The organism is Dyella kyungheensis (genome assembly GCF_049913195.1).
In the GTDB taxonomy this organism is placed as follows: Bacteria; Pseudomonadota; Gammaproteobacteria; order Xanthomonadales; family Rhodanobacteraceae; genus Dyella; species Dyella kyungheensis.
In genome coordinates this window covers 3,677,537-3,692,549 of the sequence record NZ_CP183983.1, presented here as the reverse complement: position 1 = coordinate 3,692,549, position 15,013 = coordinate 3,677,537, and the positions used below count along the sequence as shown (strand labels likewise).

Annotated in this window: 13 protein-coding genes and 5 tRNA genes; 17 read left to right on the top strand and 1 reads right to left on the bottom strand. The window is 64.4% G+C overall.

Going from position 1 to position 15,013, the window contains the following annotated elements:
• Nucleotides 1-26: 26 nt before the first annotated feature.
• From ACN9MB_RS16765 to ychF, 8 genes are all read left to right on the top strand, one after another.
• The gene (locus ACN9MB_RS16765) at nucleotides 27-1,766 is read left to right on the top strand and encodes a tetratricopeptide repeat protein (RefSeq protein WP_204637651.1); all 1,740 of its coding nucleotides are present in this window, start codon (nucleotides 27-29) and stop codon (nucleotides 1,764-1,766) included.
• Nucleotides 1,763-2,392, top strand: a complete 630-nt coding sequence (gene lolB / locus ACN9MB_RS16760; RefSeq protein ID WP_204637650.1) for a lipoprotein insertase outer membrane protein LolB — start codon at nucleotides 1,763-1,765, stop codon at nucleotides 2,390-2,392. Before ACN9MB_RS16765 ends, lolB begins: the two co-directional genes overlap by 4 nt.
• 108 nt (nucleotides 2,393-2,500) lie before the next feature.
• A complete protein-coding gene (gene ispE, locus ACN9MB_RS16755; protein WP_426269635.1) occupies nucleotides 2,501-3,895 on the top strand; it encodes a 4-(cytidine 5'-diphospho)-2-C-methyl-D-erythritol kinase in 1,395 nt (464 codons plus the stop codon).
• A 16-nt stretch (nucleotides 3,896-3,911) separates the two neighbouring features.
• A tRNA-Gln gene (locus tag ACN9MB_RS16750) sits at nucleotides 3,912-3,988 on the top strand.
• A 53-nt stretch (nucleotides 3,989-4,041) separates the two neighbouring features.
• Nucleotides 4,042-4,980 (top strand): ribose-phosphate diphosphokinase, encoded by a 939-nt coding sequence (locus ACN9MB_RS16745; RefSeq protein WP_204637802.1) that lies wholly within the window; start codon nucleotides 4,042-4,044, stop codon nucleotides 4,978-4,980.
• A 199-nt stretch (nucleotides 4,981-5,179) separates the two neighbouring features.
• Nucleotides 5,180-5,824 carry a 50S ribosomal protein L25/general stress protein Ctc gene (locus ACN9MB_RS16740; RefSeq protein ID WP_204637648.1) on the top strand — a complete coding sequence of 215 codons (645 nt, stop codon included), beginning with the start codon at nucleotides 5,180-5,182 and terminating at the stop codon, nucleotides 5,822-5,824.
• Between the two features lie 45 nt (nucleotides 5,825-5,869).
• Complete coding sequence (pth, locus tag ACN9MB_RS16735; protein ID WP_426269634.1) at nucleotides 5,870-6,451, top strand: aminoacyl-tRNA hydrolase; 582 nt, start codon at nucleotides 5,870-5,872, stop codon at nucleotides 6,449-6,451.
• 104 nt (nucleotides 6,452-6,555) lie between these two features.
• Nucleotides 6,556-7,647 (top strand): redox-regulated ATPase YchF, encoded by a 1,092-nt coding sequence (ychF, locus tag ACN9MB_RS16730; RefSeq protein ID WP_204637646.1) that lies wholly within the window; start codon nucleotides 6,556-6,558, stop codon nucleotides 7,645-7,647.
• Nucleotides 7,648-7,767: 120 nt separating this feature from the next.
• On the opposite strand, the gene ACN9MB_RS16725 is transcribed toward ychF, so the two are convergent.
• The gene (locus tag ACN9MB_RS16725; protein ID WP_426269633.1) at nucleotides 7,768-10,686 is read right to left on the bottom strand and encodes a TonB-dependent receptor plug domain-containing protein; all 2,919 of its coding nucleotides are present in this window, start codon (nucleotides 10,684-10,686) and stop codon (nucleotides 7,768-7,770) included.
• Nucleotides 10,687-10,906: 220 nt separating this feature from the next.
• On the opposite strand from ACN9MB_RS16725, the gene ACN9MB_RS16720 reads away from it, so the two are divergent.
• The 9 genes from ACN9MB_RS16720 (at nucleotide 10,907) to nusG (ending at nucleotide 14,849) form a co-directional block, all read left to right on the top strand.
• Nucleotides 10,907-11,371 (top strand): GNAT family N-acetyltransferase, encoded by a 465-nt coding sequence (locus tag ACN9MB_RS16720; protein WP_426269632.1) that lies wholly within the window; start codon nucleotides 10,907-10,909, stop codon nucleotides 11,369-11,371.
• Between the two features lie 74 nt (nucleotides 11,372-11,445).
• Entirely contained in the window at nucleotides 11,446-11,934 is a 489-nt protein-coding gene (locus ACN9MB_RS16715; RefSeq protein ID WP_426269631.1) for an acyl-CoA thioesterase, read from the top strand.
• 104 nt (nucleotides 11,935-12,038) lie between these two features.
• Nucleotides 12,039-12,124: transfer RNA gene (locus tag ACN9MB_RS16710), tRNA-Tyr, on the top strand.
• Between the two features lie 17 nt (nucleotides 12,125-12,141).
• A tRNA-Gly gene (locus ACN9MB_RS16705) sits at nucleotides 12,142-12,215 on the top strand.
• 29 nt (nucleotides 12,216-12,244) lie between these two features.
• Nucleotides 12,245-12,320, top strand: a tRNA-Thr gene (locus ACN9MB_RS16700).
• Nucleotides 12,321-12,386: 66 nt separating this feature from the next.
• The gene (tuf, locus tag ACN9MB_RS16695; protein WP_046972914.1) at nucleotides 12,387-13,577 is read left to right on the top strand and encodes an elongation factor Tu; all 1,191 of its coding nucleotides are present in this window, start codon (nucleotides 12,387-12,389) and stop codon (nucleotides 13,575-13,577) included.
• Nucleotides 13,578-13,726: 149 nt separating this feature from the next.
• Nucleotides 13,727-13,802: transfer RNA gene (locus ACN9MB_RS16690), tRNA-Trp, on the top strand.
• Between the two features lie 81 nt (nucleotides 13,803-13,883).
• Entirely contained in the window at nucleotides 13,884-14,279 is a 396-nt protein-coding gene (gene secE / locus ACN9MB_RS16685; protein ID WP_426269630.1) for a preprotein translocase subunit SecE, read from the top strand.
• Between the two features lie 9 nt (nucleotides 14,280-14,288).
• A complete protein-coding gene (gene nusG / locus ACN9MB_RS16680) occupies nucleotides 14,289-14,849 on the top strand; it encodes a transcription termination/antitermination protein NusG (RefSeq protein WP_204638228.1) in 561 nt (186 codons plus the stop codon).
• The last annotated feature ends 164 nt before the right edge of the window (nucleotides 14,850-15,013 follow it).

Sequence of the window (15,013 nt, the reverse complement as noted above, 5' to 3'; positions counted from 1 at the left end):
TCACGGACGGATGAGCGGAGAATAGTGTGCTGAGCAGGTGGTCCAAGTTCAAGCAAGTGCGGCATTTTGCGGCCGCCGGCCTGGCGGCGCTGGTTCTGGCCGGATGCGCCACCGTCTCCGGTTCCTCGGGACGCTCCTCGGCCAACGCCAAGCAGCCGTTGGACCACCTGGTGGTGGCGGTTCCCGACGAGGACCACGACCTGATGGCCCAACTGCTTGCCGGCGAAATGGCGCTGACCCGCACCGATCTCAAGGCGTCGTCCGCGGCCTATGGCCGTGCCATGCGGCTTTCCCCCGATCCCAAGGTGGCCGAACAGGCCGCCGCCCTGGCCATTGCCACGCGCGACGTCGACGGCGCACAGGCCGCGATTGCCCGCTGGCAGGCGCTGGGCGGCAAACCGGCTCCGCTGGCCCAGGCACGCGCCCAGCTGGCGCTGAGCCAGGGCGACACGGTGGAGGCGCGCCGCCAGCTCGAAATCCTGGTGGGCACCGGCGATCCGGATGCCTGGCGCCAGTTCGGCCGGGTCCTGGTCAGCGGTCGCGACGCCGCGCAGTCGGCCCAGTTGCTGGAGGCGGTGGCCACTCCGCAACGCCTGCCCAACGACCCGCAGGCCTGGCTGGCGATGAGCGAGCTGGGCGACAAGCTGGGCCGCCATGCCTACGCCGTGCAGATTGCCGAAGCGGCGGTCAAGCGTTTCGGCACCGCCGACACGTACGCCTGGCTGGGCCAGATGAAGTACCACGAAGGCGACAAGAACGGCGCCAAGGTCTGGTTCGACAAGGCGCTGGCGAAGGACCCGAAGAACACCCACCTGCGCCTCGCCTATGCCACGTTGCTGGGGCAGGGCGGCGACTACGCCGCCGCCGCGCACATGCTCGACAGCGGACCGCAGAACGCCGATACCTACGCCATGCGCGCCGCGCTCGCCGCCCGTGCGCACGACACCAAGACCATCAACCGCCTCTACAACCAGCTGCAGCACTCGCCCGAGGACGTGCGGCAGAGCAGTGCCTACCTGCTGGGCCAGATGGCGGAAATGCTCGACAAGAAGGACGACGCGCTGAAGTGGTACGACCAGGTCGCCGACGACGACGATCACGCCTTCGACGCCGATCTTCGCAGTGCGGTGCTGCTGCAGGACCTGGGCCGCAGCGCCGAGGCGCACGAGCAACTGGCCCAGATGCAGACCGATTACCTGGATCAGCCGACCCAGCTTCGCCGCACCTACGAGGTGGATGCGGAGCTGTACATGGATGAGCAGCAGTACGCCCAGGCCGAGCGCGCCTTCAGTCGCGCCCTGCAGGTGACGCCGGACGATCCGGGCCTGCTGTATGGCCGCGCCCTGGCCTATGCCTCGGCCGGGCAGACGGATCAGGCGATCAACGATTTCCGCCATCTGCTCAAGCTCAAGCCCGACGACACCGATGCCAGCAACGCGCTGGGCTACACGCTGGCTGATGCCAACCGCGATCTGCCCGAGGCGCAGCGGTTGATCGAGCAGGCGCGTGCGGCGCGTCCGGATGACCCGGCGATCCAGGATTCCTGGGGCTGGCTGCAATACCGGCTGGGCCATCTGGACCAGGCCGAAACGACGCTGCGCGGTGCATGGGCGGCGCACAAGGACGCCGACGTCGGCGTGCATCTGGGCGAAGTGCTGTGGAAGCAGGGGCGCCAGGACGATGCGCGCCGCGTGTTCGACGAAGTGCGTAAGATCGACCCGCAAAGCAACAACCTCCACAACACTCTCAAGCGCCTCAATCCATGAAGCTTCCGATTCGACTCCTCGCGGCAGCCCTGCCGCTGCTGCTGGCCGCCTGCGTCCATAAGGAAGCCGTCCGTCCGCAACCCAAGGCGGATTACGCGGTCCTGCTCAACGAGCAACGCGCTCGCGAGCATCTGCTGGAGAAGACCGACCATTGGGTCCTGCAGGGCAAGATCGGCGTGTCGGGCGAGGTCAATGGCAAGAAAGAAGGCGGCAGCGGCACCCTGACCTGGACGCAGAACGGCGACAACTACGAGTTCGTCGTGCGAGGTCCGGTGGGCAGCAAGAGCTTCAAACTGACCGTGACGCCCGTCGGCGCCACCCTGGAAGGTCTCGAAGGCGGCCCGCAGCGCAGCCCGGATGTCGAGTCGCTGGTGCAGAACACGCTGGGCTGGCAGGTGCCGTTCCGCGACCTGCGCGCCTGGGTGCTGGGCACGCGTGCCGACAGCGGTCCGGCCGAGCTGAAGTTCGGCGACGACGGCCTGCCGATGAGCCTGACCCAGGATGGCTGGACGGTGACCTATCCCGGCTGGGACAACAAGCGCGAGCCGGCCTTGCCGACCAAGGTTTTCGCCAGCAGCCCGACCAGTTCGGTGCGGCTGTCGGTCGAGTCGTGGACCATCCAATAATCATCGTTCTCCCTGTAGGAGCGCACCCTGTGCGCGACCCAGCGAAGCAGTAACCCTGAGCGCCGCGATCGCGCACAGGCTGCGATCCTACGACAACCTGTTGCCGCCATGACCTTCCACATCCAGCGCGCCCAACTCGACCAGGTCGATGCCCTGTGCTCCATTGAGCGTGCAGCGGTGGAGCTGTTTCGCGGGCACCGCGCGTGGCCGTCCTACCGCAACGTGTCGGTGCCGCCTGAGGTGCTGCGCGAAGCCATCGCCCGCGGCCTGGTGTGGGTCGCCGTGATCGGCTCCGGCGAGCCCGTGGGCTTCGTCTGGCTGGACGCGGAAGAGGGCGGTGACGCCATCGGTGTAGCCGAGATGGATGTGCTTCCGTCCCACGGCCAGCGCGGCATCGGCGCGGCCCTGCTCGAGCACGCCTGCCACTGGGCGCGCCTGGCCGGCTACCACCGGGTGGACCTGGGCACGCTTGCCGATGTGCCCTGGAACGCGCCGTTCTACGCGAAACACGGTTTCGAGGTGGTGGACAAACATCGCCCCGAGTTCGACTTCGCCCGCGAACGCGACCGCGAAAACGGCTTTCCCGACGACCTGCGCGTCTTCATGAGCCGGCCGCTGCCGCCACCCGATCCGGCCGGTTGGACGGTCTGGCCGGCGCCGGCCAAGTTGAACCTGTTCCTGCGCATCGTCGGCCGCCGCCCCGACGGCTACCACGAGCTGCAGACCGTGTTCCGCCTGCTCGACTGGGGCGACGAGATCCGCCTGCGGGTCCGCCGGGATGGTGAGATCCGCCGCCTCACCGACGTCCCCGGCGTGCCGGCCGACACTGATCTGGTGGTCCGCGCCGCCCGTCTGCTGCAAGGCCAGGCGCCTCCGGACGTGGGCGTCGACATCGAGGTGGAGAAGCGCATTCCCATGGGCGGAGGCCTGGGCGGCGGCAGCTCCGATGCGGCGACCGCGCTGGTGGCGCTGAACCGCCTTTGGGGCGCCGACCTGGATGAGGACGCGCTGGCCGAGCTGGGTCGCCAGCTGGGCGCCGACGTGCCGGTGTTCGTGCGCGGGCGCTCGGCCTGGGCCGAGGGCATCGGCGAAAAACTGTCGCCGCTGGGCCTTCCGCGGCGCTGGTACGTGGTGCTCGACCCCCACGAACACGTGCCCACCGGGGCACTTTTTCAAGCGTCTGAATTGACACGAAATGCTCCGCCCGCCACAATTTCATCCTTTGCTTCGGGCGAAACGGTCGAGAACGCTTTCGCGCCCGTGGTCCGCGCGCGACATCCGCGTGTGGCTGCGGCGCTGGACTGGCTCGACGGCTTCGGCCGGGCAAGGCTTTCTGGCAGCGGTGCCTGCGTGTTCCTGGAAACAGGCGACGTGGAACGTGCCGAAGCCATTGCGGAGCGGTGTCCCGCCCATTTCACGGCCTACGTGGCCAGGGGTGAGGACGTTTCTCCGTTGCATGTCGCCCTGGCGCGCTTTCGCGGTGTCGGCGGGAACGGCAAGTAGAAAATCCAGTTGTTACTGGGGCGTCGCCAAGCTGGTTAAGGCACAGGATTTTGATTCCTGCATGCGAAGGTTCGAATCCTTCCGCCCCAGCCATTCATATGGCTCACACAGGTTCTAGAGAAATGACTGTCGACATCTCCGGCCCGATGCTCTTCACCGGCAATGCGCACCGTGCACTCGCCGAGGATGTGGCTCAACGCCTGGGTGTGCCGCTTGGCAAGGCGCTGGTCAGCACGTTCAGCGACGGCGAAGTGCAGGTGGAGATCGAAGAGAACGTCCGCCGACAGGAAGTGTTCGTGCTGCAGCCCACGGGCGCGCCGAGTGCCGAGAACCTGTTCGAGCTGCTGACGCTGGTGGATGCGCTCAAGCGCGCCTCGGCGGCCAGCGTGACGGCGGTGATTCCGTATTTCGGCTATGCCCGCCAGGATCGTCGCCCGCGTTCGGCACGCGTGCCGATCACGGCGAAGCTGGTGGCCAAGATGATCGGCACCGCGGGTGTGGATCGCGTGCTCACGGTCGACCTGCACGCCGACCAGATCCAGGGTTTCTTCGACATCCCGGTGGACAACGTGTATGCGTCGCCGGTGCTGTTGGCGGACATCTGGCGCAACTACAGCATGGACGACCTGATCGTGGTCAGTCCGGACGTCGGTGGCGTGGTGCGCGCGCGTGCCATGGCCAAGCGCCTGGACGACGCCGACCTGGCCATCATCGACAAGCGTCGCCCGAAGGCGAACGTGGCCACCGTGATGAACATCATCGGTGAAGTCGACGGCAAGACCTGCGTGCTGGTCGACGACATCGTCGACACCGCCGGCACCCTGTGTGCGGCTGCTGCGGCTCTGAAGGAGCGCGGCGCCCGCAAGGTGGTGGCGTACTGCGTGCACCCGGTGTTGTCGGGCGCGGCGCTGAAGAACATCGAAGGCTCCCAGCTCGACCAGCTGGTGGTTACCAACACCTTGCCGCTGCGACCGGACATCGCCGCATGCAGCAAGATCCGTCAGCTCTCGGTCGCCGAGCTGTTGGCGGAAACGATCCGCCGCATCGCCTTTGGCGAGTCGGTGAGCTCGTTGTACATCGATTAATGGTGAAGGGTGAAGCCGCCCACTGCGTGGGCTGTGAATAGTGAATGGGAAGAGCGGAACCCGCTTTCTCTATTCACCATTTACTACTTACAGCCCACGCAGTGGGCGGCTTCACTCTCCACCAAAACACGGCTCCTCTGGTCGCGGGGGAGTCGCATGACTGCCGCGAGGCAGCTCACTTTTGATAGGTAATGCCCACATGGCTACGACTCATGAAATCAAGGCTTCGGCCCGCAATGACGAGGGGAAAGGTGCGAGCCGCCGCCTGCGTCATACCGGCGTCGTTCCTGCTGTTGTCTACGGTGCCGGCCAGGCCCCGCAGAGCATCCAGATCGAACACAACACCATCCTGCTCGCTGCCAAGCACGAGTGGTTCTTCTCCTCGGTGCTCGACCTGAACGTCGACGGCAAGGTGCAGAAGGTGCTGGTGCGTGACTGGCAGAAGCATCCGTACAAGCTGCAGATGCTGCACATGGACTTCCAGCGCGTCGACGAAAACGCCGCCCTGCGCGTCAACGTGCCGGTGCACTTCCTGAACCAGGAAAAGTCCGCCGCCGCCAAGACCTCGGGCGTGGTGATCTCGCACAACCTGACCGAAGTGGAAGTGTCCTGCCTGCCGAAGGATCTGCCGGAGTTCATCGAACTCGACCTGGCCGACCTCAAGCCGGGCGACATCGTGCACCTCTCGCAGCTGAAGCTGCCGAAGGGCGTGGAAATCGTGGCCCTGCACCTGGGCGCCGACCACGACACGGCCGTCGTCACCGCCAACACGGTGAAGGAAGAAGTCGACGAGACCCCGGCCGAGGGCGAAGCCGCCCCGGCGCCGGAAGCTCCCAAGAAGTAAGTCGCTGCGGCCCGCGCTCCACGCGAGCGCGGGCCGTTCGATCTTATGGCGGGTCTTCGACTCATCGTCGGACTGGGCAACCCCGGTGCCGAATATCTCCGAACCCGGCACAACGCCGGGTTCTGGTTTGTTGACGCCCTGGCGTCAGGGCAGGGCGAGCGCTTCGGCTTCGACGGCAAGCTGCACGGCGAGACCTGCAAGGTCCGCATCGGCGGCGAGCCGGTGTGGCTGCTCAAGCCCTCCACCTTCATGAACAAGAGCGGCATCGCCGTGGTTTCGGCGTTGCGCTACTACAAGATCGAGCCGGAAGAGTGCCTGGTGGCACACGACGAGCTGGATCTCGACCCCGGCACCGTGCGCTTGAAGTTCGACGGCGGGCACGGCGGCCAGAACGGCTTGCGCGACATCGTTGCGCACCTGGGCCATGCCAAGTTCCACCGTCTGCGCGTCGGCATCGGCCATCCCGGTCACAAGGACAGGGTCACCTCCTGGGTGCTGGGGCGTGCCTCCGAGAAGGATGAGAGCGCCATCGTCGACGGCATCTCGCGCGCGCTCGATGTGCTGCCGCTGGCCGTGGACGGCCAGTTCGACAAGGCGATGCAGAAGCTCCACACACCGGCGGGCTGAGATCGCCCGCTGCGGCGCCTGAGCGCCAAGCGGAGAGCGAGCGGCCCTTTCCCTTACCATTCACCATTTACAGGCGCCGAAGGCGCCGACTCTACGGAATTCAAATGGGCATCAAATGCGGCATCGTCGGCCTGCCTAACGTCGGCAAGTCCACCCTGTTCAACGCGCTGACGAAGGCGGGCATCGCGGCCGCCAACTTCCCGTTCTGCACCATCGAGCCGAACGTGGGCGTGGTGCCGGTACCCGATCCGCGCCTGAAGGCGCTGTCGGACATCGTGAACCCGCAGAAGGTGATTCCGACGGCTGTCGAGTTCGTCGATATCGCAGGCCTGGTCGCCGGCGCATCGAAGGGCGAAGGCCTGGGCAACAAGTTCCTCGCGCACATCCGCGAAGTGGATGCGATCACCCACGTGGTGCGTTGCTTCGAACACAGCGACATCATCCACGTGGCCGGCAAGGTCGACCCGATCGCCGACATCGAGACCATCGACACCGAGCTGGCGCTGGCCGACCTCGATTCCGTCGAGAAGGCGCTCAACCGTGCCGAGCGCGCCGCCAAGGCCAACGACAAGGAAGCCGTCGCGAAGAAGCCGGTGCTGCAAAAGCTTGCCGCCGGCCTCAACGAGGGCAAGTCCGCGCGCAGCCTGGGCCTGGACGACGAGGAAAAGGCGCTCGTGCGCGACCTGTTCCTGCTCACGCTCAAGCCGCTGATGTACATCGCCAACGTGCGCGAAGACGGCTTCGAAAACAATCCGCATCTCGATGCTGTGCGTGCACGCGCCGTGATCGAAGGCGCCGAGGTGGTGCCGGTGTGCGCGGCGATCGAAGAAGAGATGTCGCAGCTGGAAGATGCCGACCGCGACGAGTTCCTCAAGGATCTGGGCCTCGACGAGCCGGGCCTCAATCGCGTGATCCGCGCCGGCTACAAGCTGCTCAACCTGCAGACCTACTTCACCGCGGGCGTGAAGGAAGTGCGCGCCTGGACGATCAAGCGCGGCTTCACCGCGCCGCAGGCCGCGGGCGTGATCCATACCGATTTCGAACGCGGCTTCATTCGCGCCGAGACGATGAGCTATGACGACTTCATCCAGTACAAGGGTGAAGCCGGCGCGGCCGCGGCAGGACGTTTGCGCAAGGAAGGCAAGGATTACATCGTCAAGGACGGCGACGTGTTGCACTTCCTGTTCAACGTTTGACCGGTCGATCAATCCGCAAAAAAAGCCGCGCACTGCGCGGTTTTTTTTGTACCAGGAAGCAGCCGGGAGCAGCCGCATGAAGGCTCACGCGGCTGTTCGAGGCCAAACCTTGTCAGCGCATCAGAACTTCACCGTGACACGGCCCCACCAATAGCGGCCCATCAGATCAAAGCTGCTCGGGTCGGTGTTGGCGTTGAGCGTGTTGTTCGCATAAAGCATGGGCGGCTGCTTGTCGAACACGTTGTTGACGCCGAAATCCAGGCGGGTGTTGATCAGCGCGATGTTGTAGCCGATCGACACGTCGTTGTAGACCGTGGCGCCGTACTTCAGGATCGTGCCGGACTCGCCATTCGGGTAGCTATCCTGCGGCGAACCAGTCGCCGCACCGTTCTGGAAGCGACCGATGTAACGCATGCGCCACTGGGCGCTCCAGCCACCGGACTGCCAGTCCACGAAGCCCTGGCCGCGCCAGCGCGGGAACAGGCAGACGCCTGCGTTATCCGGGCAGGCGGCCGACGCCGAGGAGCCATAGGGCAGCAGGCGGCCGGCGTTCTTGTAGACGTCGGCATCGGCGACACCGGGTGCGGTGATCAGGTCGTAGTACTTGAGGTAGCTCGCGGTCACGCCGATGTTGAACTGGCCAATGCCGAACCGCGGCAGCTTGTAGTTGGCCGACCAGTCGATACCTGCCGTATTGATCGTGCCCAGGTTGGTGATCGGCTCGATCGCGGCGGGCGAAATATTGCCGGTGGCGTCGCGCTTGATGAATTGGCAGTCCTGCGTGACGCCGGCGGCACAGACGTCGAGCAGGCTCTGCAGTCCGACCGTGGTGAGCGTGTCGTTGAGGTTGACGCGCCAGAAGTCCACGGTGGTCGACAGGCCCGGAACATAGGATGGGCTGTACACGAAGCCGAAGTCGTACGAGGTGCCGTGCTCCGGCTTGATCGGCACGCCTGCCACGTAGGCGCCCTGCACGATCGTGCCCGCCTGGGTGCGATCCGCCGCATTGGAGTTCACGAACGAACCGTCGGTAGGCACGTTCTGGCAAGCCAGGGCCAACGGCGAACCGGCCGGCGCGCCGCGATAGCCGTTGCACGGATCGGAATGGATCATCGGCGCGTCGGAGCCGGACGTATACAGCTCGGTGAGGCTCGGTGCACGGAACACCTGTTCCATCGTGCCGCGCAACAACAGGTCATCGATGGGCTTGTACTCGAGTGCGAACTTGAGGTTGTTGGTGCTGCCGAAGCCCTGGATGCGCGAATAGCGGTCGCCGATGGTCAGATTCAGCGACTGCACGCCCGGCAGGCCGGCGAGGACCGGTATGAACGCTTCGGCATACAGATCCTTGGTGGTGTATCCGCCCTGCACGGCGGCCAGGCACTGGCTGCCCAGCACGCAATTGCCCGTGGCGGGGTCGACTACCAGCTGCGGCGAGGGAATGGAGTGCACGTAGTCCGTGCGGTACTCGAAGCCGCCTGCCAACTGCACGGCACCCGCCGGAAGACTGAACAGTTCGCCGCTGAGGCCCGCGTGCCAGGTCTTCTGGATCTGATAGACGGTCGACGGAGCCGCCGTGCTGGCCGCCTTGATCGCGGCGACACTGCCGGCCGAGCGGTTGTCGAATGGGTTGAACTGACAGGCAACGGCATCCACGCCGGCAGGGCAGGTCGCCGAGCCGTTCGCATTGAGCGTGGAAGATCCCGTGTAGAGCTTGGTCTGGTCGATCAGGCCCGTCGTGGTGATCGAGGTGCTCTGGTGGCCGTAGTTGTAGCCGACGTCCCAGTTCCAGTTCTTGTCGGCGATGGTGAAATCGCCACGAAGGCCCGTGTTGATCTGGGCGTCCTGGCGACCGGTGAAAGCGGCGCGATTGCCGGCGGTCGTCAGTCGTGAGCCGAACTTCAGGTCCGTTTTCTCAACCGGTGTCTGGAATGTGCGGCCAAAACTATTGAAGGCATTGTCCTGTGCAACCACCACGCCCGTGCCCGTGCCATACACCGCGGGAGCCAGCTGGAAGTTGGCCGAGGTTTTCTCGTACACGGCGTCCATATAGGCCGTGACGTGCTCGCCCAGGCGATAGTCGCCGGTGATGAAGCCGCCGGTACGCTCCTGCGGCGTCATGATCAGGTTGACCGACGCGTAGTTGTACTTGTCCGAATTGCCGTAGCAGTGGTAATTCGCAGGCGTCACGCGGGTGCTGTTGCCGCCGGGATTCAAGGTGACGTAACCCGAGGCGCAGCCGGCCCCGCCGTTGAATTTGCCGGCAAGGGTCGGTGGCAGCTGGATGTGTCCATAGGGGGTGTTGGACGAGCCGCCAACGGATACCGCCGAACCGGACAGGCTCAAGGCATTCTTTGAAAACGCCCGGTTGGCCGATTCGACGCCATCCTGCTTGTTGTAGTTGACGCCGGCCATGATGCTGCCCTTGTCGGACGTCTGGCCAAACGTGAAGGTGTAGCCGCTCTGTTCGCCGTCATTGCGATCGGACTGGCCGACGTTGGCGGTGAAGGTGGCGCCCTGGTAGTTCTTGCGCAGGATGAAATTCACCACGCCGCCAATGGCGTCCGAGCCGTAAGTCGCCGAGGCGCCGGTCGGCAGCACTTCGATGCGCTCGATGGCGTCGGCGGGAATGGCGTTCGGGTCCTTGCTGAGCAGGCGCTGGCCATTGAGCAGGATCAGCGTGCGCTTCGATCCCAGGCCGCGCAGGTTGATGCTGGAGACGCCCGTGCCGCCGCTGTTGTTGACCTGCGGATTGACGTTGCCGCCGGTCATCGCCGGCAGCTGCTGAATCAGATCGCCCAGCGTTTGCTTGCCGGTCGCCTGGATGGCGGCGCGATCGATGGTCACGACGGGGCTGGCCGTCTCGACGTCGACGCGGCGAATCAGCGAGCCCGTAACGGTGACGGTTTCCAGCGTCTTGCTCTTGGCCTGGTCTGCATTGGCCTCTTGAGCGAACGCCGCTGTGCTCAAGCTGCCGATGACGAGTGCGCCCAGTGCCAGGCGCACCGACGCGCAAAGCGTGTTGTTCCGAAAATTCATCCGATCTCCCCGTCCAATTAGGTTTTGGTTAAGAGGTTCGGAAGTTACGCAGGGGTCGGGATTTGCGATGTCAGAGCATTCCCAAAGCGTGGATCGGAAAAGGTCGATATGGCTCCGTCGCCAAAACGTCGGGACTGTCAGTGTTGGACCCGACAGGCGCTGCTGCGTGCTTGTCCGTCAATCGTCTGCGTGCTGTCATTCCCCCATGACTGCATTGCACATGCGACTTGCATGCATCGACGATGCGCCGGCCGTTTCGAGGCTGTCGCTTCGGGTGGTGCGCCGATGGATTGCGCCGGAGCAGCCCGCCGCCGCCGTGATGGTGTTGGAGGAGGGACTGCGTACCAGCGTCATTCGCCAGAAGATCGAGGCGGGTCAGCGTTTCCATCTCGCCTTCGTCGGCGATGCGCTCGCTGCCGTGGCCGCCGTGCGCGACGACAGCCATGTGTTTCAGTTGTTCGTCGGAACGCGATACCAGGGGCAGGGCATCGCCAGGAAGTTGTGGGATCGCCTTCGCCGCGACTGCGTGCGCCGGGCTGGAACACGGGTATTCACCCTCAATGCCGCGCCGGGCGCCGTTCCCGTGTACCTCCATATGGGCTTCGTGCTCGATCACGACCCGGCTCGCGGAAGAAGCAAGATTGTCTCCGTTCCGATGCGCTACCGCGTTGCCGGCGCTGCCTGAGCCATATCCATCGTGTGCGACCGCGCGCCGCGGCGCATAATTGCCGTCTACCCTGTTCCTGGAGTCACCGGTCCATGTCCGGCAAGCAGCACGAAGTGAACTTCCGTTTCCTGGCTCAGCCCACCGACGTCAATTTCGGCGGCAAGGTGCACGGCGGCATGGTGATGAAGTGGATCGACCAGGCCGGTTACGCCTGTGCCGTGGCCTGGAGCGGGGCGTATTGCGTCACTGCCTCGGTCAGCGGCATCCAGTTCGTCAAGCCCATCCTGATCGGCGACCTGGTGACCGTGCGTGCGCGCCTGATCCACACGGGGCGCTCCAGCATGCACATGGCCGTGGACGTGCTGGCGCGCGATCTGCGCAAGGACGAGCACCGCCTGGCCACCAGCTGCGTGATGGTCTTCGTGGCGCTCGATGCGCCCGACGGCAAGCCCACGCCGGTGGCCACCTGGGAGCCGCGCGACGACCACGAGCGCCAGCTTCAGGAGCAGGCCATGCGCCTGATGAATCTTTCCAAGGAGATGGAGCAGCTGGTGGACTCCAAGGTGGCCGAAAACATCTGACGGACGCGTCTGAAGCGGTGAAAAAAATCGCCGGAAAACGTCAATTTTCCCGCCAGAGGTGTTGACAGCTTCGAGGCTGATCCACACAATAGCCGTTCTTTGTTGGAGGGATACCCAAGCGGCCAACGGGGGCAGACTGTAAATCTGCTGGCTTACGCCTTCGGTGGTTCGAATCCACCTCCCTCCACCAGACGAGTTCCGCGCAGGGCGGGAGTAGTTCAATGGTAGAACATCAGTTTTCCAAACTGATTACGCGGGTTCGATTCCCGCCTTCCGCTCCATTGGCTCTCGTGGTTTTTGCTGTTGCAGTGCTCATGTAGCTCAGTCGGTAGAGCACTTCCTTGGTAAGGAAGAGGTCGCTGGTTCGATTCCAGTCATGAGCACCATCTCACCGCGGTCCGCGGGTATCACCTCACTTTTCACTATTTTGACTCCATCGGGGTTTTAGGCGTATGGCAAAGGGTAAATTCGAACGCACCAAGCCGCACGTCAACGTCGGCACGATTGGTCACGTGGACCACGGCAAGACGACGCTGACGGCTGCACTGACCAAGGTCGGCGCAGAGCGCTTCGGTGGCGAATTCAAGGCGTATGACGCGATCGACGCGGCGCCGGAAGAGAAGGCACGCGGCATCACGATTTCGACGGCTCACGTCGAATACGAATCGCCGAACCGTCACTACGCCCACGTGGATTGCCCGGGGCATGCTGACTACGTGAAGAACATGATCACGGGTGCCGCGCAGATGGACGGCGCGATCCTAGTGTGCTCGGCCGCTGACGGCCCGATGCCGCAGACCCGCGAACACATCCTGCTGTCGCGCCAGGTGGGCGTGCCGTACATCGTCGTGTTCCTGAACAAGGCCGACATGGTGGACGACGCCGAGCTGCTCGAGCTGGTCGAAATGGAAGTGCGTGAACTGCTCTCCAAGTACGACTTCCCGGGCGACGACACCCCGATCATCAAGGGTTCGGCGCTGAAGGCGCTGGAAGGCGACCAGTCGGAAATCGGCGTGCCGGCGATCATCGCCCTCGTCGACGCGCTGGACAGCTACATCCCGGAGCCGGTGCGTGCGATCGACAAGCCGTTCCTGATGCCGGTGGAAGACGTGTTCTCGATCTCGGGCCGCGGCACCGTGGTGACGGGTCGTATCGAGCGCGGCATCATCAAGGTCGGTGACGAAGTCGAAGTGGTGGGCATCCGTCCGACCCAGAAGACCACCGTCACGGGCGTGGAAATGTTCCGCAAGCTGCTGGACCAGGGTCAGGCAGGCGACAACGCCGGTCTGCTGCTGCGCGGCCTGAAGCGTGACGACGTCGAGCGTGGCCAGGTGCTGGCCAAGCCGGGCACGATCACCCCGCACACCGATTTCGAAGCCGAAGTCTATGTGCTGTCGAAGGACGAAGGTGGCCGTCATACCCCGTTCTTCAAGGGCTACCGTCCGCAGTTCTACTTCCGCACGACCGACGTGACGGGCGCCTGCCAGCTGCCGGAAGGCGTGGAAATGGTGATGCCGGGCGACAACGTGAAGATGGTGGTGTCCCTGATCCACCCGATCGCGATGGACGAAGGCCTGCGTTTCGCCATCCGCGAAGGCGGCCGCACCGTCGGCGCCGGCGTGGTGGCCAAGGTCATCAAGTAAGCTGTTATAGTGGGAAGTCGCCCGCTGCGCGGGCTGTAAGGGGTAAAGGGTGAAAAGCAAGGGCCTAGGCCCGAGCCTCTTCACTCTCTACAGCGCCAAAGGCGCGACTTTACGGCGAGCAAAGCGAGCGACTTCACCCATTAATTTCTACGCCAGTAGCTCAATTGGCAGAGCAGCGGTCTCCAAAACCGCAGGTTGGGGGTTCGAGTCCCTCCTGGCGTGCCATCTTTCCGAGGATCCACGACGGATGGTGGATGGCATGCAGACCGTAATCCGGTCGATGCCTTTCTCATCCGATCACGTCGCATGAATACGAAGGCTGAGTCGACCAAGGGCGCCACTGGCGCCGATATCGCCAAGCTGGTGCTAGCCGTGATCGTGCTGGCAGCCGGCATTTTTGCGTATTCATGGTTCGGCAGTAACCCTGCGGTCCCGCAGTCGGTGCTGCTGCTGGGCGTGGTCGTTGCGCTGGTCGCGGCGCTGGCCATTGGCGCGTTCACGGCGCCCGGTCGCCGCGTACGCGAATTCCTTGGCGAATCGCAATTTGAACTGCGCAAGGTGGTCTGGCCCACCCGCGACGAGACGCTCAAGACCACCGGCATCATCATGGTGGTTGTGGTGGTTCTCTCGCTCCTGTTGGGCCTGATTGACCTGATCCTGAAGTCGGTCGTGCTCGACTGGCTGCTCAAGCTTGGTACGTGAGGTGATGGCATGAGCAAGCGTTGGTATGTGGTGCACGCCTATTCGGGCTTCGAGAACCAGGTGAAGCGTTCGCTCGATGAGCGGATCCGTCGCGCTGGCATGGAAGAAAGGTTCGGCGAAGTGCTGGTGCCGACCGAAGAGGTGATCGAGATGCGCAGCGGCCAGAAGCGCCGCAGCGAACGCAAGTTCTTCCCGGGTTACGTGCTCGTGCAGATCGAGACGGACACCGAGGGCAAGGCGCCGCGCATTGATGACGAATGCTGGCACTTGGTCAAGGAAACGCCCAAAGTGATGGGTTTCATCGGCGGTACCGCCGATCGCCCGCTGCCGATCCGCGATTCCGAGGCCGACGCCATTCTCAGCCGCGTCCGCGAGGGCGTCGAGAAGCCCCGGCCGAAGGTGTTGTTCGAGCCGGGCGAGATGGTGCGGGTCACCGAGGGTCCGTTCAACGACTTCAACGGCGTGGTCGAGGAAGTCAACTACGAAAAGAGCCGCCTGCGCGTTGCGGTGCTCATTTTCGGCCGCTCGACCCCGGTCGAGCTGGAGTTTGGGCAGGTCGAAAAGGCTTAATGGGTGAAGCCGGCCGCTTCGCGGCCTGTGAGTGGTAAGGCCGCCCGCTGCGCGGGCTGTGAATGGGTAAATCCGGCACTGCCGGCTCTTCCCATTGACCCTCTACAAGCGGCGAAGCCGCTGGCTTGCCCCTTTACCGCTCCATCGGCACGGGGCTTGCTTAA

What these genes read in the sequence shown, in the direction of transcription:
- lolB (WP_204637650.1), top strand. Translation starts at nt 1,763, where the DNA reads ATGAAGCTTCCGATTCGACTCCTCGCGGCAGCCCTGCCGCTGCTGCTG.
- ispE (WP_426269635.1), top strand. Translation starts at nt 2,501, where the DNA reads ATGACCTTCCACATCCAGCGCGCCCAACTCGACCAGGTCGATGCCCTG.
- ACN9MB_RS16745 (WP_204637802.1), top strand. Translation starts at nt 4,042, where the DNA reads ATGCTCTTCACCGGCAATGCGCACCGTGCACTCGCCGAGGATGTGGCT.
- ACN9MB_RS16740 (WP_204637648.1), top strand. Translation starts at nt 5,180, where the DNA reads ATGGCTACGACTCATGAAATCAAGGCTTCGGCCCGCAATGACGAGGGG.
- pth (WP_426269634.1), top strand. Translation starts at nt 5,870, where the DNA reads ATGGCGGGTCTTCGACTCATCGTCGGACTGGGCAACCCCGGTGCCGAA.
- ychF (WP_204637646.1), top strand. Translation starts at nt 6,556, where the DNA reads ATGGGCATCAAATGCGGCATCGTCGGCCTGCCTAACGTCGGCAAGTCC.
- ACN9MB_RS16725 (WP_426269633.1), bottom strand. Translation starts at nt 10,686, where the DNA reads ATGAATTTTCGGAACAACACGCTTTGCGCGTCGGTGCGCCTGGCACTG.
- ACN9MB_RS16720 (WP_426269632.1), top strand. Translation starts at nt 10,907, where the DNA reads ATGCGACTTGCATGCATCGACGATGCGCCGGCCGTTTCGAGGCTGTCG.
- ACN9MB_RS16715 (WP_426269631.1), top strand. Translation starts at nt 11,446, where the DNA reads ATGTCCGGCAAGCAGCACGAAGTGAACTTCCGTTTCCTGGCTCAGCCC.
- tuf (WP_046972914.1), top strand. Translation starts at nt 12,387, where the DNA reads ATGGCAAAGGGTAAATTCGAACGCACCAAGCCGCACGTCAACGTCGGC.
- secE (WP_426269630.1), top strand. Translation starts at nt 13,884, where the DNA reads ATGAATACGAAGGCTGAGTCGACCAAGGGCGCCACTGGCGCCGATATC.
- nusG (WP_204638228.1), top strand. Translation starts at nt 14,289, where the DNA reads ATGAGCAAGCGTTGGTATGTGGTGCACGCCTATTCGGGCTTCGAGAAC.